This is a genomic window from Christiangramia pacifica (genome assembly GCF_057221535.1).
In genome coordinates, this window is record NZ_CM170146.1 from 3,045,919 (window position 1) to 3,065,045 (window position 19,127).

At 36.0% G+C, this 19,127-nt stretch carries 23 protein-coding genes; 13 read left to right on the plus strand and 10 right to left on the minus strand.

From position 1 onward, the window contains the following. Positions 1-67: 67 nt before the first annotated feature. Positions 68-226: a 50S ribosomal protein L34 gene (rpmH, locus tag AC2S94_RS14010; RefSeq protein ID WP_011708966.1), complete on the minus strand. Its 159-nt coding sequence runs from the start codon at positions 224-226 to the stop codon at positions 68-70. Between the two features lie 149 nt (positions 227-375). Between rpmH and AC2S94_RS14015 the strand changes: the two genes are divergently transcribed. Together AC2S94_RS14015 and AC2S94_RS14020 are read left to right on the plus strand one after the other, a co-directional pair. Next, complete coding sequence (locus AC2S94_RS14015) at positions 376-891, plus strand: tetratricopeptide repeat protein (protein WP_484629174.1); 516 nt, start codon at positions 376-378, stop codon at positions 889-891. Positions 892-1,016: 125 nt separating this feature from the next. Continuing rightward, positions 1,017-1,724, plus strand: a complete 708-nt coding sequence (locus AC2S94_RS14020; RefSeq protein WP_484629175.1) for a TlpA family protein disulfide reductase — start codon at positions 1,017-1,019, stop codon at positions 1,722-1,724. 1 nt (position 1,725) lies between these two features. Here AC2S94_RS14020 and AC2S94_RS14025 read toward each other — a convergent pair whose 3' ends face one another. Together AC2S94_RS14025 and AC2S94_RS14030 are read right to left on the minus strand one after the other, a co-directional pair. Next, positions 1,726-2,679 (minus strand): lytic transglycosylase domain-containing protein, encoded by a 954-nt coding sequence (locus AC2S94_RS14025; RefSeq protein ID WP_484629176.1) that lies wholly within the window; start codon positions 2,677-2,679, stop codon positions 1,726-1,728. Positions 2,680-2,684: 5 nt separating this feature from the next. After that, the gene (locus AC2S94_RS14030) at positions 2,685-3,392 is read right to left on the minus strand and encodes an alpha/beta hydrolase (protein ID WP_484629177.1); all 708 of its coding nucleotides are present in this window, start codon (positions 3,390-3,392) and stop codon (positions 2,685-2,687) included. A 101-nt stretch (positions 3,393-3,493) separates the two neighbouring features. Between AC2S94_RS14030 and AC2S94_RS14035 the strand changes: the two genes are divergently transcribed. Both AC2S94_RS14035 and AC2S94_RS14040 read left to right on the plus strand, forming a co-directional pair. Further along, positions 3,494-4,207 (plus strand): pirin family protein, encoded by a 714-nt coding sequence (locus tag AC2S94_RS14035; RefSeq protein WP_484629178.1) that lies wholly within the window; start codon positions 3,494-3,496, stop codon positions 4,205-4,207. Positions 4,208-4,217: 10 nt separating this feature from the next. Next, positions 4,218-4,514 (plus strand): N-acetyltransferase, encoded by a 297-nt coding sequence (locus tag AC2S94_RS14040; protein ID WP_484629179.1) that lies wholly within the window; start codon positions 4,218-4,220, stop codon positions 4,512-4,514. Here AC2S94_RS14040 and mtaB read toward each other — a convergent pair. Beyond that, on the minus strand, positions 4,511-5,842 hold the full coding sequence (gene mtaB / locus AC2S94_RS14045) for a tRNA (N(6)-L-threonylcarbamoyladenosine(37)-C(2))-methylthiotransferase MtaB (RefSeq protein ID WP_484629180.1): 1,332 nt from the start codon (positions 5,840-5,842) through the stop codon (positions 4,511-4,513). The genes AC2S94_RS14040 and mtaB overlap by 4 nt on opposite strands. Before the next feature lie 160 nt (positions 5,843-6,002). Between mtaB and AC2S94_RS14050 the strand changes: the two genes are divergently transcribed. Next, the gene (locus AC2S94_RS14050; RefSeq protein WP_484629181.1) at positions 6,003-6,257 is read left to right on the plus strand and encodes a hypothetical protein; all 255 of its coding nucleotides are present in this window, start codon (positions 6,003-6,005) and stop codon (positions 6,255-6,257) included. Here AC2S94_RS14050 and AC2S94_RS14055 read toward each other — a convergent pair. Both AC2S94_RS14055 and AC2S94_RS14060 read right to left on the minus strand, forming a co-directional pair. Next, on the minus strand, positions 6,254-7,420 hold the full coding sequence (locus AC2S94_RS14055; protein ID WP_484629182.1) for a GlmU family protein: 1,167 nt from the start codon (positions 7,418-7,420) through the stop codon (positions 6,254-6,256). The two genes, AC2S94_RS14050 and AC2S94_RS14055, sit on opposite strands and share 4 nt — an antisense overlap. A gap of 124 nt (positions 7,421-7,544) precedes the next feature. Then, on the minus strand, positions 7,545-7,799 hold the full coding sequence (locus AC2S94_RS14060) for a type B 50S ribosomal protein L31 (protein WP_026934615.1): 255 nt from the start codon (positions 7,797-7,799) through the stop codon (positions 7,545-7,547). Between the two features lie 150 nt (positions 7,800-7,949). On the opposite strand from AC2S94_RS14060, the gene AC2S94_RS14065 reads away from it, so the two are divergent. From AC2S94_RS14065 to AC2S94_RS14080, 4 genes are read left to right on the plus strand one after another with little or no spacing between them, the layout of a single operon-like run. Continuing rightward, positions 7,950-8,480, plus strand: coding sequence for a DUF4199 domain-containing protein (locus tag AC2S94_RS14065; protein ID WP_484629183.1), 531 nt, complete (start codon positions 7,950-7,952; stop codon positions 8,478-8,480). A gap of 3 nt (positions 8,481-8,483) precedes the next feature. Beyond that, a complete protein-coding gene (locus AC2S94_RS14070; RefSeq protein ID WP_484629184.1) occupies positions 8,484-9,443 on the plus strand; it encodes a glycosyltransferase family 2 protein in 960 nt (319 codons plus the stop codon). Between the two features lie 49 nt (positions 9,444-9,492). Next, positions 9,493-11,223: a phospho-sugar mutase gene (locus tag AC2S94_RS14075; protein WP_484629185.1), complete on the plus strand. Its 1,731-nt coding sequence runs from the start codon at positions 9,493-9,495 to the stop codon at positions 11,221-11,223. 10 nt (positions 11,224-11,233) lie between these two features. Further along, positions 11,234-13,057 (plus strand): ABC transporter ATP-binding protein, encoded by a 1,824-nt coding sequence (locus AC2S94_RS14080; protein WP_484629186.1) that lies wholly within the window; start codon positions 11,234-11,236, stop codon positions 13,055-13,057. A 32-nt stretch (positions 13,058-13,089) separates the two neighbouring features. Here the strand turns inward: AC2S94_RS14080 and AC2S94_RS14085 are convergent, their stop codons facing one another. After that, entirely contained in the window at positions 13,090-13,446 is a 357-nt protein-coding gene (locus AC2S94_RS14085; RefSeq protein ID WP_484629187.1) for a hypothetical protein, read from the minus strand. Between the two features lie 354 nt (positions 13,447-13,800). On the opposite strand from AC2S94_RS14085, the gene AC2S94_RS14090 reads away from it, so the two are divergent. Genes AC2S94_RS14090 through AC2S94_RS14100 form a run of 3 tightly spaced genes read left to right on the plus strand, consistent with a single transcriptional unit; the run spans position 13,801 to position 15,367 of the window. Further along, positions 13,801-14,346 carry an RNA polymerase sigma factor gene (locus tag AC2S94_RS14090; RefSeq protein WP_484629188.1) on the plus strand — a complete coding sequence of 182 codons (546 nt, stop codon included), beginning with the start codon at positions 13,801-13,803 and terminating at the stop codon, positions 14,344-14,346. 31 nt (positions 14,347-14,377) lie between these two features. Further along, positions 14,378-14,908 (plus strand): hypothetical protein, encoded by a 531-nt coding sequence (locus AC2S94_RS14095; protein WP_484629189.1) that lies wholly within the window; start codon positions 14,378-14,380, stop codon positions 14,906-14,908. 3 nt (positions 14,909-14,911) lie between these two features. Further along, the gene (locus AC2S94_RS14100; protein ID WP_484629190.1) at positions 14,912-15,367 is read left to right on the plus strand and encodes a hypothetical protein; all 456 of its coding nucleotides are present in this window, start codon (positions 14,912-14,914) and stop codon (positions 15,365-15,367) included. A gap of 80 nt (positions 15,368-15,447) precedes the next feature. Here AC2S94_RS14100 and AC2S94_RS14105 read toward each other — a convergent pair whose 3' ends face one another. Further along, on the minus strand, positions 15,448-16,515 hold the full coding sequence (locus tag AC2S94_RS14105; RefSeq protein WP_484629191.1) for a WD40/YVTN/BNR-like repeat-containing protein: 1,068 nt from the start codon (positions 16,513-16,515) through the stop codon (positions 15,448-15,450). A gap of 72 nt (positions 16,516-16,587) precedes the next feature. On the opposite strand from AC2S94_RS14105, the gene AC2S94_RS14110 reads away from it, so the two are divergent. Continuing rightward, on the plus strand, positions 16,588-17,799 hold the full coding sequence (locus AC2S94_RS14110) for an RsmB/NOP family class I SAM-dependent RNA methyltransferase (protein ID WP_484629192.1): 1,212 nt from the start codon (positions 16,588-16,590) through the stop codon (positions 17,797-17,799). Between the two features lie 15 nt (positions 17,800-17,814). On the opposite strand, the gene AC2S94_RS14115 is transcribed toward AC2S94_RS14110, so the two are convergent. Continuing rightward, positions 17,815-18,381 carry a DUF4377 domain-containing protein gene (locus AC2S94_RS14115; RefSeq protein ID WP_484629193.1) on the minus strand — a complete coding sequence of 189 codons (567 nt, stop codon included), beginning with the start codon at positions 18,379-18,381 and terminating at the stop codon, positions 17,815-17,817. A gap of 97 nt (positions 18,382-18,478) precedes the next feature. Further along, complete coding sequence (locus AC2S94_RS14120) at positions 18,479-19,048, minus strand: DUF4377 domain-containing protein (RefSeq protein ID WP_484629194.1); 570 nt, start codon at positions 19,046-19,048, stop codon at positions 18,479-18,481. Between the last annotated feature and the right edge of the window lie 79 nt (positions 19,049-19,127).

A 19,127-nucleotide genomic window follows, 5' to 3' on the forward strand; every position in this document is an offset into this window, starting at 1 on the left:
CGTTTGGGTATAAAAAAAGGCGTTACTCAAAAAGTAACACCTTTATTATTTCAATTAATGGAAATCATTAATGTTTATGTCTGTTTTCAGAAGATACAGATAATTTCTTTCTTCCCTTAGCTCTTCTACGCGCAAGGACTTTTCTTCCGTTTGCACTTGCCATACGCTCCCTAAAGCCGTGCTTATTTTTTCTTTTCCTTTTAGATGGTTGAAACGTTCTTTTCATTGTGAATATCTTTTATCTTCTGTAAATTCGTTTTGTCTGTCTTTAAAACTGCGTGCAAATATACAAAGCTTTTTAAGTACTGCAAATACTAAATTAAAATAATTTTTAATTGTTTTTATTACCTTTGCCGCCTGAAAATAAAGATACCTATGTTCAACAAGAATATTAAATTAGTAATAGCCGGTTTACTTATAGTTGCGGCGATCTGGCAATTTATTGAAGGTGAAATTGGAAATGGTATATTCCTCCTTCTACTTTCAGGTATATTCATATTTCTTTATTTTAAAAACGAAATGATCCTACTAGCTTTCCTAAGACTTAGAAAGCAGGATTTTGAAGGTGCTAAAAAATGGTTGGATAAAATCAAAGATCCGGAAAATGCTTTGGTTAGAAAACAACAGGGTTATTACTGGTATCTTCACGGACTAATGGTTTCCCAAACCAATATTACCCAGGCTGAAAAATTCTTCAAACGCGCCCTTAAATTAGGTTTATCTATGGATCATGATCTGGCGATGGCGAAATTAAACCTTGCCGGAATTGCTATGACAAAAAGAAGAAAAAGAGAGGCCACTACCTTGCTTAATGAAGCTAAGAAGCTGGATAAGCACGGAATGATGAACGATCAGATTAGAATGATGAAGGAGCAAATGAAGAAAATCTAGTTTTTTAGTTATAAACACTTTAAGAACAATCTCTCTTTTAACTAATTTTTCGGCACTTCAACGATAATTTTTCTCTGTGAGGCTTTTCTCGGCTAATTTCGCGATAACCAAGCCCCACAAATTGCATGAGAAAACTTTTACTAGTTTTTTTACTTATCGGTCCTACAGTATCTTCCCAGCAAGAGAACTTGCAGGAAAAGAGCTTTTTCACTCAGGAGCTTTATATGCATCTTTCCGATTATAACCGCAAGGCAGATCTCGCCTATAGATTCAACGATTACGAGAAAGGACAGGAATTATTTGAAAATTTCACGAACGATCATTTAGTAGGTTCTTTCATGGATAATTTTAAATTCCAGAGCCTGAAAAGAAAAAAAGAAGTAAATCTATACGATTATAAGAAACCTGTCTTTTTAATTACTTATGCCTCGTGGTGCATACCAAGTAAGGGAGAAGTTCCAGCATTGAACGAGTTGGCTGCAGAATATAAAGACAGAATTGATTTTGTTATTCTTTTCTGGGATAAGAAGGACAAGGTAAAAGAGTTATCAGAAAATTTTTCTTCGGATATTTCAATAGTATATGTGGATGAATCGCAAAACAACGGAGCATACGTGGTTCGCCAGTTAAAACATTCTTTAGGGTTACCAACCTGTTTTCTGCTTGATCATGATAAGAAGATCATGGACATTCGAAGAAGCGTATTCCCTCCTCTGCAAACCGAAGAGGAAACCGCTTATCGTGAAAATTATATCGCTCTTGAAACTTCCATATCCAACAATCTCATCAAAGAGTATGATGAAGTTTACGCTGATAACATCCAGGTAGAATAGATTATTTTACTTCAGGATAATACCCTTTTTCAGGAATATCGATGTAATAGACCTTTCTTGACGCATTTTTTAAATGATCATCTCTCAGCCATGGGTTATGCACCTTCAGGATCTTATAATTAATTCCGAAATTTTTAGCGAAATCAGGAAAGTCTTTTACAACTGTATCTACTTTCACTTTTTCAACCGGGATATGTTTATATAGATCATCTTCGGTAAAATCGAAACCATACTTTTCAGGTTGATTCATAATTTCCTTCAGCGCAAGAATTCTGAAAACATACCTGCCAGTTTCTTCTCCTAATAGAAGATCGAAATAATCATCTACTTTTTGTCGCTCTAATTGTTTGTCAACGCCATACTGCCCGGCATTATAGGAAGCTGCTGCAAGAGTCCATGAACCAAAACGCGCTTTTGCTTTTTTCAAATAATCTGCTGCTACGCGGGTTGATTTTTCAATATGGTAACGCTCGTCTACATTACTATTGATTTCAAGCCCGTATTCTTTACCTGTGCCCTCCAATATTTGCCAGAAACCAACTGCTTTGGCTGGAGAAACTGCCTGAGTTAGGCCACTTTCAATAACTGCCAAATATTTAAAATCATCAGGAATACCTTCTTCTTTTAGAATCGGCTCAATAACAGGGAAATATTTATTGGCTCTTTTCATCAATAATAGCGCATTTGATTGCCAGTAAGTATTTACCAGCAACTCTCGATCCATTCTTTCGTAAATGTCAGGATCTTCCAACGGTACAGTTTCTCCTGCAAATTCTAAATTTTCAGGCATCGGCAAAGCTTCAATTCGATAGGAATCTGCCACACTGCGGTCGTCTCTATTCATGGCTTCAGAACCATTACTTCCACCTCCATCTTCCTGCTGAACGGCATTGATACTAACAGCACAAACTGTAAACAATCCAACAATCAGCAATACATTCTTTAAAATCTTCATAGCTCTTAATTTACTTTTTCTTTCTTTTTAATCTTTTTCAATTTTCCGGTAAGGATCAGGGATGGCAGGTTTTCGTTAAACCATTTATACCTTTTGATGATCATAATATGAGTTCCTCCCTTCACAATAATTGCATTTTCTATATTCTTCACCGGAAATACTTCATCTTTATCCCCATGTATGTGAATCACCTTTTCATCAGGTTTTTCACATTTCCAATTGACCATATTTTTGATCGCCCAATCCAGATATACCTTATCTGTTATTGAAATATATTGTTTGTAAAGTTTTGCCCTCTGCTTTAAAAACTTACCGAAAGCAAACTTTTCAAAGTAATCCACGTAAGAAGCCAGGCTCGTAGGAATTATTTTAAAGAGACCTGTCTTCGAGGCAAATTTCATTCTAGGTGGCAATTCATTGGTGCATTTCACACTGGAAATAATGATCAACCTTTTAAGATCAAGGAACTTCGCCATTTCCTGTACAATTACCCCGCCAAAGGATACACCTATTAATACAACATTCTCATGTTTAACATGAGCCATTATTCTTTTAGCATAACTTTCCAGGCTTTCATCTGATTCAGGAATCTCCCATTCCAGAAGATGAACTTCAAAATGATCTTGCGGAAGAATTACATTTTCAAATATTGCCGAATCGGCTGCCATACCTGGCATCAAATATACATGAGTACGTTCCTGCTCCTGTTTCATTTTAACATGCATATAACAAAGAGTCCTCCCATTAAGTTGTAAATTTAACTATCAAAATTACTGCTTAAAACTAGACTTTCAAATTTCCTAACACATAAATAATGGAGAAAGTAATACACCCCGCAAATTCCCGGGGTACTGCAAATTACGGATGGCTTAATGCCAATTACTCATTCAGTTTCGCTAATTTTTTTGATCCTAATAAGCACCAGTTCGGCTTACTTAGAGTTCTTAACGATGACTTTGTGAAATCAGGAATGGGCTTTGGAACACATCCACATGAAAACATGGAGATAATCTCAATACCACTAACGGGAGAGATCAGGCATAAAGATTCAATGGGACACACCGAAGTGATCACTGCCGGTGAGGTGCAGGTAATGAGTGCAGGAACTGGCGTAGAGCATAGTGAATTCAATACTTCTCAAGAGGAATTGAATATGCTTCAAATATGGATTTTTCCCGAAAAGAATGGCCTTGAACCGAGATATGATCAGAAAGATTTTTCAGAATTATTGGAAAAAGATGAGCTGATCAATATTGTAGCTCCAAAATCTGATCAATCTGAAAATTCTTTATATATCAATCAGCAGGCGTATATGCATCTTGGTGATTTTCAGGCTGGCAGGAAAATTGATTATACCTTAAAGAATCCTAATAACGGTGTGTATGTTTTTCTGATCGAAGGCGAGGCAGAGGTTAGTGATACAATTCTGAATAAGCGTGATGCCGTAGGAATCTGGAATAGCTCCAGCATTTCTCTAGAATTTAAAAACCCTTCTAAGGTGCTTTTAATCGAGGTGCCTATGAATTAAAATTAGTAGTATGAGCGATGAAGATTTAGTAATTACCGACAATGAATTTCTGAGGCAGTTTGAAACTCAGATCAATGATGAACTTGCTACCATTGAATATTCCCAACAAGAACGAAAGATCTTTTTGACCAAATTAAGAATGCCTGAAAACAGTGAAGACAGGCAGGAAGATTTCATTAAAGCCGTGCTCGCGGAAATAAAGGAAAGAAACACGCGGGTAGTACCTACAAGTCCTGAAATTGCAGGATTTATAAGAAGAAACAGGCGTAAATATAAAGATCTTTTACCTGTAGGAATTAATATTTAAACAGCTACCGGCTCTGGTACTTCCTCAAATCTTACCAGGCCATCTTCATCAATTTCAGTTAGCTTAATTTGCTGAAGTGTATTCACTTTATTTGGATTCCAGGGAGCTTTTACTTTCACATAATTCTCTGTGAATCCATGTATATACCCTTCTTTATTCTCTCCTTCAAAAAGCACGGTAACTGAATTTCCGAGCTGACTTTCATAAAAAGCCCTTCTTTTCTTAGCAGATAAACCCCGAAGCATTTTACTCCTTTTTTTTCTAATCTTGAGTGGAACTACACCTTCCATATCAGCCGCAGGAGTATTATCCCTTTCAGAATACGTAAACACATGTAAATAGGAGATATCCAGCTCATTTAAAAAATTATAAGTTTCCAAGAAATGTTCGTCGGTTTCGCCCGGGAAGCCAACAATAACATCTACACCAATACAGGCATTTGGCATAACTTCCCTAATTTTTTGAACTCTATCTACATAAAGATCGCTCATATACCTGCGACGCATTAATTTTAGAATTTCATCACTTCCACTTTGTAAAGGAATATGGAAATGCGGGACAAAAGTGCGGCTTTTAGATACAAAATCTATGGTTTCATTTTTAAGAAGGTTTGGCTCAATTGAAGATATTCTTAATCTTTCAATACCGTCAACATCGTCAAGTGCTTTAACCAGGTCTAAGAATGTATGTTCGTGTTTTTTGTTTCCAAACTCTCCTTTTCCGTAATCACCGATATTAACACCAGTAAGCACTATTTCTTTAATTCCCTGTTCTGAAATTTCAGCAGCGTTATTCAGTACATTTTCAAGTTTATCACTTCTAGAGATTCCTCTGGCCAGTGGTATGGTGCAATAGGTACATTTATAATCACAACCATCCTGAACTTTTAGAAAAGCCCTCGTTCTATCACCAATAGAATAAGATCCCACATAAAAATCTGCCTCATTGATCTCACAGGAATGAACTTCACCATGATCGTTCTTGGTAAGATCATTTAAATAGTCTGTAATTTTAAATTTTTCTGTAGCCCCCAAAACCAGGTCAACTCCGTCTACTGCTGCTAATTCCTCCGGTTTCAGTTGAGCATAGCATCCAACAGCGATCAAGAAAGCATCTTCATTCGCTTTTTGTGCCTGCTTTACAATAGTCTTAAACCTTTTATCAGCATTTTCTGTAACAGAACAGGTATTGATAACATAAATATCTGCGCGTTCAGAAAATTCAACACGCTCGAAACCTTCATTTTCAAAGTTTCTGGCAATTGTTGAAGTCTCTGAAAAATTCAGCTTACAACCCAATGTATAAAATGCGACTTTCTTTGCTTCCATAGACTATCGTTTTTCCCTTTCCTGTAAAATGGGCTGCAAAGATACCAACTAAAAATGTTTCTGTAAAATGTTCTACTGAAGCTAATATTAAGACAATGTGAAAGCTAATATTGCGTAGGCCTATTTTAAGTATATTTGATAACTAATTGAACTGAATATTATGAGTTTTGGAAATTCAAATAGCGTTTCGATGGATGGCGCCAACAAAACCTATTCGGAAAATAATGACTATTCTGAATCTAAATCTGTAAATAGTTTTAAAAGACTTTTGCAGAGAGGTCACCTTACTGAAGAAGATCTGGAAAATTTTCATTCTAACATTCTTAAGGCTCATAAAAAAAGGCATCACAATGTGCTGGCTATTTCCGGGGCGATTTTAATATGCCTTTTAATATTTTTCTATTACACCATTTAATCTCTTCTCCATTTTGCTGAATAATCAAAGACATGCTGAAGAATTTTCTTATCTTCTTCGGTAAGATCCACACCTCTTCTTTTCATTACCAGCTCTGCAGTTTCAAATACTTTTTCAAGTTTATAGGTTGAAGTACCACCACTTCCACCCCAGCTGAAACCAGGGATGAAATTTCTTGGAAAACCACTACCAAAAATATTGGCACTAACACCTACTACCGTACCGGTATTGAACATTGTATTGATACCGCATTTACTATGATCTCCCATGATCAATCCGCAGAATTGAAGACCGGTTTTCGCGAAATTCTCTGTATTATAATTCCATAATCTAACGTCGGCATAATTATTCTTCAAATTAGAATTATTGGAGTCTGCGCCAATGTTACACCATTCACCCAGAACCGAATTTCCCAAGAAACCGTCATGGCCTTTATTTGAATTCTGAAATAATACTGAATTACTGATCTCACCTCCTGCCTTACATGCAGGACCAATGGTGGTAGGACCGTAGATCTTGGCACCTAATTTAATGGTTGCCCCTTCACACAGAGCAAATGGGCCTCTTATCAATGAACCTTCCATTACTGTGGCATCCTTTCCAATATAAATAGGCCCGGAAGATGCATTCAAACTACAATTTTCAACAACAGCCCCTTCTTCAATGAAGATTTTGTCTTCAGATTTAATATAATTTGAATTATCTATTTTCTGTGACTTTCGGTTCTTCGTAAGAAGTTCAAAATCCATTTCGATCGCTTCGCCATTCTTAGAAAATATATCCCAGGTATTTGCGATCTTTATGGTATTCGATACTATTTGAATCGCTTCATATTCTTCTTTATTTTTATCGCCAGACTTATAATAAGCAAGGACATCATCATTAAGAATCAGCTCCTGCCCTACTTTTAATGATGCTATACTTTCGAGTAAATCCTGCGTTGGAATATAAGATGAATTGATAAAAATGTTCTCATCCTTCAATTCTAATGGCCATTTCCCACTTAGGTAATCTTCTGTCTCGGTAGAAGTAACAGTATTAAGCATCTTTTCCCACTTTTCACGAAGCGTAAGAATTCCTACCCTAATATCTGCAACCGGGCGTGTGAATGTAAAAGGTAAAAGGTCATTTCTGGAAGGACCATCAAAAAGTATATAATTCATCTTCATTGAAATTTTCTCAAAATTAATAGTTCCAAAACAAATCGAAAGGCTTTATTCAAAAATCATCCAAATAAAAAAGCCGCTAGATAGCGGCTTATATATTTTATCAATAAAACTGAAGAAATTACTTCTTCTTGAATTTTGAGTATTTGTTCTTGAATTTGTCAATTCTACCTGCACTATCCACAAGCTTAGTTTGCCCAGTATAGTAAGGGTGAGAAGTTCTGGAAATTTCCAGTTTTATCAACGGGTATTCAGTTCCGTCAACTTCAATAGTTTCTTTTGTTTTCGCTGTAGACTTTGTAATAAACACATCTTCGTTAGACATATCTTTGAAAGCTACTAATCTATAATTTTCCGGATGGATTCCCTGCTTCATCGCTTTGATCTTTTAATTTTCGAGGTGCAAATTTAATTAATAACTCCTGAACTACAAATAAATTTCAAAAAACTTTTTATTGAATTCAGAATGTAACGTTTTGCTATATTTGTTAACTAACTGCTAAATTAATCAAACTTCATCTAACCTATGGAAAATCCACAACCAAATTCAAAAAAGATTATTTTAAACTACGGACTGATGTTAGGCCTAATATCTGTCCTTCTAGGCGTGGTAATGTATGTAACCAACGCTTACCTAAACCCCAGTTTTGTCTATTCCCTTATTGGATTTGCAATCCTGGTAGTATTTATCACTTTAGGGATCAATGCATACAAAAAGGAAAATGCAAATTACCTTTCTATAAAAGAAGCCTTAAAGATTGGAGTTGGTATTTCACTTATAGGCGGACTTATAAGCGTAGTTTGGATGCTTTTATTAATGTTCGTTATTGAACCTGATTTCATGAGTCAATTAGCAGATGTTCAGAGAGAACAAATTGACAGTCAGTATCCTAATATGACTGATGAACAGAAGCAAAATGCCCTGGAGATGAGCGCGAAATTCAGTTCTCCATGGATCATGGCAGCTTTTTCTTTAGTAGGAAACTTATTTTTCGGACTTTTGATCTCTTTAGTAGTTGGACTGATTAAAAAAAATAAAAATCCTTACGAAGCATAATATATGCAGATATCGGTTGTAATACCACTTCTTAACGAAGAACAATCTTTGATAGAATTATATAATTGGATCGCAAAAGTATTGCGGTCCAATTCCTTTTCTTACGAGATCATATTTATTGATGATGGCAGTACAGATGGATCCTGGAAAACTATTGAATCGCTTTCGAAAAATGATGATCGGATAAAAGGAATTCAATTCAATCGAAACTACGGAAAATCACAGGCGCTACATGCTGGTTTTATTGAGGCTGAAGGAGATGTGGTAATTACTATGGATGCCGATCTACAGGATAACCCGGAAGAGATTCCTGAACTTTACCATATGATCGTCAACGAAGGGAACGATCTTGTTTCCGGATGGAAAAAGAAACGTTACGATAATGTTTTGACCAAAAATCTTCCGTCTAAAGTCTTTAATGCTGCTGCAAGAAAAACTTCCGGAGTAAAATTGCACGATTTCAATTGCGGACTTAAAGCATATAGAAAAGATGTAATTAAAAATATTGATGTGTATGGTGAGATGCACAGATATATTCCGGTATTAGCAAAAAATGCCGGTTTCTATAATATCACGGAAAAAGAAGTCCAACATCAAGCCAGGAAATATGGCAAAACCAAATTTGGAATTAGCAGATTTATCTATGGATTTTTAGATCTCATAAGCATCTGGTTTCTATCAAAATTTGGGAGAAGACCTATGCACCTTTTTGGTTCTCTGGGAGTTCTAATGTTTATCATAGGGTTCGTTTCGGCTGGATGGATAGGTTTATCAAAACTTTACAAGCTTTACCATGGAATCCCTAATATTTTGGTAGTGCAAAATCCGTGGTTCTATATATCCCTTGCCGTTATGATTATTGGTACTCAATTTTTTCTCGCTGGATTTTTAGGAGAATTGATTTTGAGGTCCAAAAGAGACAAGGAACGATACCTTATTAAGAAAACCACTTCTAATATTTAGTCCCTTTCAAGGATTAATCCTTATTTTTGCTAAGCAAAACAATCTAATTATGGCTACTATTAAACCTGAAATTCTTCAGAAAGCCGAAGCATGGCTTACTGATATTTTTGATAACGACACGAAATCTGAGATCAACAGACTTATTGAAGAAAATCCAAAAGAACTGGAAGAAAGTTTTTATAAAAATGCTGAATTCGGAACCGGTGGAATGCGTGGTGTTATGGGTGTTGGTACGAATCGTATCAATAAATATACTTTAGGAAAAAACACCCAGGGACTTTCAGATTACCTGAAAAAATCCTTTCCAGGTAAAGATATTAAGGTTGCCATCGCTTATGATTGTAGAAATAATAGCCAGGAACTGGCAAAAGTAGTGGCAGATGTATTTTCTGCGAACGGGATCAAGGTATTTTTGTTTTCAGAATTAAGACCTACTCCAGAACTTTCATTTGCAGTTAAGGAACTAGGTTGCCAGTGTGGAATCGTACTTACCGCAAGTCACAACCCTCCAGAATATAATGGCTATAAAGTTTATTGGGAAGATGGTGGTCAATTAGTGCCACCACAGGATACTGAGCTGGTTGAAACCATTAATGCGCTGGAATATTCGGCTATTAATTTCAATGCTAATCAAGATCTAATTGAAAAAATAGATACTGAAGTTGATAAATCTTTTGCCGAGGCTTCCGTTAAAAATGGAAGTTTTGATAATTCGGCATCAGCCAGGGAAAATCTAAATATAGTTTTCACGTCTTTACACGGAACTTCTATTACTATGGTTCCGGAAGTACTGGAAAAATCAGGATTTACGAACGTTCATATTGTTGAAGAGCAAAGAAAACCTAACGGTAATTTCCCAACAGTGGAGTCTCCTAATCCGGAAGAGCCAGAAGCTCTGAAAATGGCTTTGGAACTGGCAGAGGATAAAAATGCGGATATAGTTATTGGAACTGATCCTGATTGTGACCGACTTGGAATTGCAGTTAGAAACTTAAATGGCGAAATGGTCCTTTTAAATGGAAACCAAACCATGATTGTGATGACCTGGTTCCTATTGGAAGAATGGAAAAAACAATCCAAAATTAAAGGTAAAGAATTCGTCGCTTCCACCATTGTTTCTACTCCTATGATGAAAAATCTAACAGAATCTTACGGTGTAAGATATATGGAAGTTTTAACAGGATTTAAATGGATCGCAAAACTTATTAAGGACCACCCTGAAATGGACTTTATTGGTGGTGGTGAAGAAAGTTTTGGATACATGGTAAGTGATTTTGTGAGAGACAAGGATGCCGTTACTGCTACCCTGCTTGCCTGCGAGATCGCCGCAAAGATGAAAGAAGAAGGCAAATCTTTCTATGAAAAACTTTTAGAATTATACACTGAACACGGTTTATATCGAGAAGAACTAATTTCATTAGTGAAAAAAGGAATTCAGGGTGAACAAGAGATCAAACAGATGCTTATTGACCTTAGAGAAAATCCATGGGAAGAGATCGATGGTGAAAAAGTAGTTCTGGTAGAAGATTACAAAACTTCGATAGCTAAGAATATTCAGGACCGAACAGAAGAAACTATAGACATTCCTAAGTCTAATGTACTTATTTATTATACTGAAAATGGGACGAAGATCGCAGCTCGACCTAGTGGTACAGAACCTAAGATCAAATTTTATATCAGCGTAAATTCTGAATTAGATTCGATTGAGAATTATAAAACGGAAGATCAGAAATTAAGTGACAAAATTGCCCGTATCAAGGAAGAATTAAAACTGGGCTAACTTATCTTAAATGACCTATTTCAGGAAAATACTCCAGTTCGCAAAACCCTACAAGCACTTTGCGATACTGAACATTATTTGTAATATTTTTTATGCCGTTTTCAGTACGCTTTCATTTATTGCGTTAATTCCGGTAATTCAGGTATTATTTGACAAGACGAAGAGAGTTTCAAAGCAACCTGTCTGGGACGGAATTGGCGGCCTAAAAGATTACATGACCGATTATTTTAATTATGAGGTCACTCAGAGAGTCAATGAAGATGAAGTAGCTGCACTGGTCTTTATTTGCGGTATTGTTGTTCTTCTATTTTTTCTCAAGAACTTATTTGGCTACCTAAGTTCCTTCTTTCTTACATTTTTGAGAAACGGTGTTTTAAGGGATGTTAGGGACGCCATGTATAAAAAGATATTGGAATTACCGGTATCATATTTCTCCGAAAAGAAAAAAGGTGACACCATATCACGAATCACAGCTGATGTAAATGAAGTTCAAACTTCATTTTTATCAATCCTGGAACTGATTGTAAGGGAACCATTAACCATTCTTTTTACCATTATCGCCATGCTCGTGATGAGCGCGCAACTAACGCTATTCGTATTCATTTTCCTGCCTATTTCAGGTTTCATAATATCGCTTATAGGAAAGCAGTTGAAGAAACAATCGAATTTAGCGCAGGAAGAAAATGGTCATTTTCTAAGTATCGTGGAAGAAACACTCTCCAGTTTGAAAATCGTAAAGGGTTTCAATGCAGAAAAAAGATTTTACCAGCGCTTTCAAGATTCTACGAACCGACTTAATAATATATTGAACCAATTGATCAACAGGCAGAACCTGGCATCTCCAACCAGTGAGTTTTTAGGAATTTTTGTGATCGTGATCATTCTATGGTTTGGTGGTAATATGGTACTCGTAGAAGGTACACTGGATGCAGCAACATTTATTGCATTTTTGGGGCTGGCCTATAATATCCTTACACCGGCAAAACAGATTTCCAAAGCATCTTACAGCGTTAAAAAAGGTAATGCCGCTGCCGAAAGAATTCTGGCGGTTCTGGAAACGCCTTCAACCATTACGGATGCTCCAGAGGCAATAGATAAAAAAGAATTTGAAAGTGAAATAAGTATTGAAAATATCAGCTTTAGTTATGACGATGAAAAAGTGCTTAAGAATTTCAGCATCAAAGTCCCTAAAGGTCAAACTGTAGCCCTTGTAGGCCAGTCTGGGTCAGGTAAATCTACAATTGCCAATCTTATCACTCGCTTTTACGATGTAAATGAAGGAAGTATAAAAGTAGATGGCAAAGATATCAGGCAGATTCGCAAGGCGTCTTTACGCGATTTGATGGGATTGGTAACCCAGGATTCTATTCTTTTCAATGACACTATTAGAAATAACATTCTTTTAGGTAAAGAGAATGCCTCTGATGAAGAGATTATAGAGGCCTTAAAGGTCGCGAATGCCTGGGAATTTGTTAAGGACCTGCCTGAAAAACTGGATACTAACATTGGTGACAGCGGAAACAAACTTAGTGGTGGTCAAAAACAACGGTTATCAATTGCGCGTGCAGTCCTTAAAAATCCACCTGTTATGATCCTGGATGAAGCTACTTCTGCCTTAGATACTGAAAGTGAAAAGCTTGTTCAGAAAGCTCTGGAAAATATGATGCGAAACAGGACATCTGTAGTGATTGCCCATAGACTATCTACAATTCAAAATGCAGATAAGATCGTGGTTATGCAGCGAGGCGAAATCGTTGAACAAGGTAAACATCAGGAGTTGATCGAAAAAGACGGTACCTACAAAAAATTGGTTGCCATGCAATCTTTCGAATAAAAAAAAGCCTGAATGTTTTCAGGCTTTTTTATTTAATTTTTCAGCAATTCTCCAGAAGCGATCGCTTCTTTATAATTTGCCTTTATTTCAGAAAAACTTCCGAAAAACTTTTTTCCATCGCTTCTTTTCAGAATGACTGTAGAAGAATTATCTTTTTTCTTAACCTGGGATACAACCACTTCTACTCCCTGTAAACGACTGTAATCAGGTCTTCCCCCACTTTTTACTATAAAATTAGCTCTCGGAAACTTAATATCTGAATATTGAAAGTTTTCAGACGAACCAATTTTAAGGATTTCGCCTTTTTCAATTTCTGCTCCGGTTTGAGCAATTATTGAATTAGAGAATACACATATTGCAATTAGAGAAAGTATTTTTACGAATTTCATAATTATCTCGCTTAAATTTTATACGAAAATATGAAAAATGTAAAAAAATAAAAAATGGATGATATAGGTTAATATCATCCATTTTTATCAAATTATTTCCACTTTGGGGCAAATAGAAATAATGCGATTCAATTCTGTTTTTAAGGGGCAAAAAAAGGATTAAATCATTTTCTTGGGTTAAAGATAGATCAAAGGATCATGCTGCACAAAAATTTAACGCTTTTTACCATACTTTTTTGCATTTTGACGACCTATACTGAAGTATTTGAAACTATTTTCCTACATTTTAAACGTAATATTTACTTTTCTAAGCCTGAATAGTTCAATATCTTTACCAGCAGTAATTTACCAGTTTTGCAGAATTCCGAAGATAAATTGATTAGCCGCTTGCAGGACAGGTCTTCCTCACAGGAAGCTTTCAGGGAACTTATATCTCAATATAAAGAAAGACTTTACTGGCATATTCGTAATATCGTTAAGAATCATGATGATTCTGATGATGTACTACAAAATACTTTTTTAAAGGTTTATCGAAATATTGATCAGTTCAAGGGCGACAGTAAACTTTATAGCTGGATGTACCGAATAGCCACGAATGAAAGTATTACTTTCCTAAACAAGAAGTCTCGACGTTTAAAGATCACTTCAGAAGAATTACAAAACCAGATCATTGATAACCTGGAAAGTGATGTTTACTTTGAAGGTGATGAAATTCAGTTAAAACTTCAAAGAGCAATAGCCACACTTCCGGAAAAACAACAGCTTGTTTTCAATATGAAGTATTTTGAAGAATTAAAATATCGAGAAATGTCTGAGTTGCTGGATACCAGTGAAGGAGCGCTTAAAGCATCCTATCATATCGCTGCCAAAAAAATCGAAGAATATTTGAAAACAAATTAAACCTTTCAGAAAAACCAGAGTCATAACACTGATGAAGAGCAATAAGTCAAAATATTCGTACAAATCTGGATTCGAAGTACCTGAAGATTATTTCAGGAATTTCGAAGATAGATTTATGTTTAACCTTGAAGACAGTGAGTCTACTGAAATTGGGGTTAAAAATTCAGGATTTCAAATCCCTGATGAATATTTTGCGGGACTGGAAGAAAAGATCATCGCTCAAACCAATGATCAACCTAAGGTAATCAGTCTTTTCAAAAAAGAATATCTATTCTATGCCGCTGCGGTTGCTGCGATATTCATTTTAATGCTTGGCAACTTTTTTCAAACCGACACCACTCAGCCCGTAGGATGGGATGACATAGAAGTTTCGGCCATGGAAAGTTATATAGATGAAGGTTATGATCTGGGGATCATCGAGCTTAATTCCGCAGATGTTTCAGATTTTGTATTTGAAGATGGTAAGCTTATTGATGATTCAGATTTCAACTCGGTAAATTCTGATGCTGTTTTCGATTATATTGATGAAAACATAGAGGACCCGGCATTTATTTTAGAATAAACTATGAAGAAATTTATATTGATATGTATGGTTCTTTTCTCCAGCTTCCAAATGATTGGGCAGGAGGAAGATCGCGATGCCCAGAGAGCTAGAATTAAGGCTCTAAAAGTTGCCTTTTTAACCCAGGAATTGAATTTAACAGATAAGTTAGCAGAAAAATTCTGGCCGATTTATAATGAATATGAAGCCAAAAGAAGAGAATTACATGCTAGAGAGCATATAGAACTTGAAAATGTAGAGTGCATAAATGAAGATAAGGCTAATGAGCTGCTCAATGAATATTTAACCATTGAGAGTGAAGAATATAAAATTAAGAAGCAGCTTTTTAAAGATTTAAAACAAATTATTTCAGCAAAGGATATTATCAAATTACATAAGCTGGAAGATGAATTTCATAAAAAGCTTATTAAGGAATACCGCGCCAAACGCGAGCGTAAAGATTTGAATAGCAGTGAGTAGTGGTACTATTCATGTTTAGTTTTTTGGTTAGTTAGTAGTTATAATCCGGCAGATTCTTTTATCTGTCGGATTATTTCTTTCTAGTGAAATCTCAATTTTGCGATACGCCCCTTCCCTGCTGCGTACGCCGTGCTATCATTTATAAATCTTAGAGTATAAAATCCTTCATCAGAAATTTTATTCCAGGAGGCTCCTCCATTTTTACTGTAATGGATTCCGGTAAATCCGGTAGCAAGAATCTGCTGTGCGTCAGAATTTGGAATATATCTCACGCTGCTTTTATATCCCGGATCTTTTCCTTCGGCTACTAATTTCCAGGTTTTACCTCCATCTTCTGTAATGGCCTTATTGCCTTTGTTTCCTTCAGCATTAGTATAATCGCCTCCAACAATAATTCCTCGATTCTCATCATAAAAATCGAGACTATAACCACCTGTTGTGGGTTTTCCCTGTAAGAGCGGAGTATCAAAAACTTCCCAGGTTTCCCCCTTATCTGAAGAATACAGGATTCTAGATTTTACGCCCCCGGTTAATATCCATGTTTTATCTCCCTTTATGGCTATATTTGAATTACTGGCAGCAAAGGCAGCCTCTCCTTCTGCTGCTTCTGGCAAAACACTACAATCCAGTTTATTCCAACTTTTACCACCGTTACGGGTGACAATTATAGAAATACAACCATCTGTTGGATCTCCCATGGCTATACCTTCCTGATCATTCCAGAAAGCGATTGCATCATAAAAAGCTTTTTCATCATCTTCTTTATAAACCAATTCCATATTTCCAGAATTACCTGTTTTATAAACTAACGCTGGGCTGGCTACACTAACCATAAAAAAATCACTTGCAGTGCTGGCAACAGCCCTGTATTCAGGAGTAATTGAGTCTAATTTTTGAACATTGGTCTTCCAGGTATCATTTTGAGAATTGTACAACCCATATACACCATTATTTGCGGCAAATGCAACATTTTCACCAATTACTTCAATCGCTCTAACACTTAGAGAATCATTCTGCATAATTACCTCAGTTTCTACAGATTTATATTCTTTAACCTGCTTATTAGAATTGATTTCAGATTCATTTTCTTTATTTGAGTTCTTGCAGGCAAAAGCCAGTAAAATCAGTAAAAAACTTATTTTTCTCATATCGTGAATTTGAATCAAATATAAATTTTTCCCATTCAAAAAACCGTAACTTTGCGCCTTTAAAGAATATTTATGCGCCTACACAGGAATCTGGTTTTTGCCACCGTTGATGCTTTAGCTGAAATTTTTAATGAAAAAAATTATGCTGATAAGGTAATTGAGAAAACCCTGAAGCGTGATAAACGTTGGGGTTCAAGAGATCGTAGCTTTATCGCCGAGACTACCTATGATATTGTTAGATGGAAAAGGCTTTATGCTGAAATAGCAGAAGTTAAAGAACCTTTTAAAAGGGAAGATCTTTTCAGGATTTTTGCTGTCTGGTGTGTGCTAAGAGGAATTAAACTTCCAGACTGGCCTCAATTTGAAGGAACCCCGGTACGAAGGATCAAAGGAAAATTTGATGAGCTTAGCCGAATTAGGAAATTCAGAGAATCTGTTCCAGACTGGATGGATGAACTTGGAGAATCAGAATTAGGTGATAAAGTATGGACCAAAGAACTTCATGCTTTAAATGAACAGGCTCCAGTTGTAATTAGAGCAAACAGATTGAAGACTACTCCGAAAGATTTAGCTGAAAAATTAAGTGCTGAAGGTATAGAAACTACTAATATTCGCAATTATCCTGAAGCATTAGAATTGAAAGAAAGAGCAAACATTTTTAAGACCAAGGCTTTTCAGGATGGTTTATTTGAAGTTCAGGATGCGAGCTCACAAAGAGTAGCTGAACTGCTAGACGTTCAGCCAGGAATGAGGGTGGTGGATACCTGTGCCGGCGCGGGTGGAAAAACATTACACCTGGCAGCTCTTATGGAAAATAAAGGTCAGATCATTGCCCTGGACATTTATGGAAATAAACTAAAGGAATTAAAACGTCGCGCAAAACGGGCCGGTGCCCATAACGTGGAAACCAGAAGCATTGAATCTACGAAAGTGATCAAGAAGCTTTATAATTCTGCAGATCGAGTATTGATTGATGCTCCCTGCAGCGGATTGGGTGTTTTAAGCAGAAATCCTGATGCCAAATGGAAACTTCAGCCAGACTTCCTGGAAAAAATTAAAAATACTCAGCTGGAAATTCTGGAAAAATATTCCAGGATCGTAAAAAGCGGGGGGAAATTGGTCTATGCTACCTGTTCTATACTACCTTCAGAAAATGAAAAACAGGTTCAGAAATTCCTGAAAACTGAGATCGGTAAAGATTTTACGCTCTTGAAAGAGAAAAAAATTCTTTCCAGCGAAAGCGGTTATGATGGCTTCTATATGGCGCTACTCCAGAAGGCATAATTGTTTTAGAATAGTTCAGTTAATACTTTGTAGTACCAGGCTTTGATTTGGACCGTGGATGAAAGTACCCGTAACATCGGTTTGATCCTCCAAAGCAGCAGTCAAATCAACACAAATGTTGTTGCAATCAATGGGATATTCACCAAGTAAAGACAAATTCTGGCTATCGGCCCAAACAAAATTATAACCAAAGGATTTTAGATTTACCTGAAAAAACTCGTTCTCAGGAACCTTTCGTTTATTTCTCACGTTTACCAGTATATATTTGATTGAAGAACCATCTGCGGGCGGATTTTCTATTGTGATCTTTTTCACTCTCAGATCATAAATATAACCTGGTAGAAAGTCAAATCCTTCAATACCGTCATAAAGATAGTTCCATTGGTCACCACCAATGTTCCCATCTTCCTGCATCAAATACACAAGATAAGGCCCCTCACCGATTGCCGTCTGGCGGAAGTGATTTATACGAACTTCTGTAATTTCCGGTTTACCCGATGGATTACCATTTAAACTGCAGGAAATACTGAAAAATGAAGTCAGAATTCCCGCAAAAACGAGAAGATAGATTTTGAAATACATAATGTAATTGATTGATAATCATAAGATAAGAAATTAATCAATCAGATTATATTTTAAAATCATAAATATTTAATTCAGAATCTTTCAAGCCGAATATTTAATTTTCAATCATTAAATCAAGCAGCTGATATTCAGAATTTGAAATACGTTTAAATTGTGCTAATACCAGGGCGTCCATATTCATTACATCTTTTAGACTACTACAAAGATCTGCACAATCAATTGCTATTTCATCCAGAATCATAAAACCATCGGTTTCATTTCCGGTTAGAAATACAATATTTCTATTCCAAATAAGCGGGATGGAAAATTTGGTAGATTCACTTACCCTGGTTTTAGAAACCACTTCAACCAACTCATAAATAATTGAGGATCCATCGGCTGGAGGGTTATCTATTTCAATTTCTTCGACTTTAAGATCATATATATAGCCCGGTTCGTAATCAAAACCTCTTACTCCCCCAAATGACCTGCTCCAGTTTTCAGACCCGATATCATCACCTTTCTGGATGCGGTAAACCAGCTGAAGATCAAAGCCAACTGCTGTAGTTTTAAAATGATCTACCCTATAGTCGATTATATTTTTTGAATTACTTACAGTATCACTTTTAGAACATGAGACCTGGCTAAAAGCGAGAACCAGAATAGCAAATTTTAGAAATTTCATAAAATTAGTTTTATGTAATTCAGATGGTAGATATTTATAAGCGTTGCGTGTTTAGTTGTTAAAACTAAGAGAATTATTC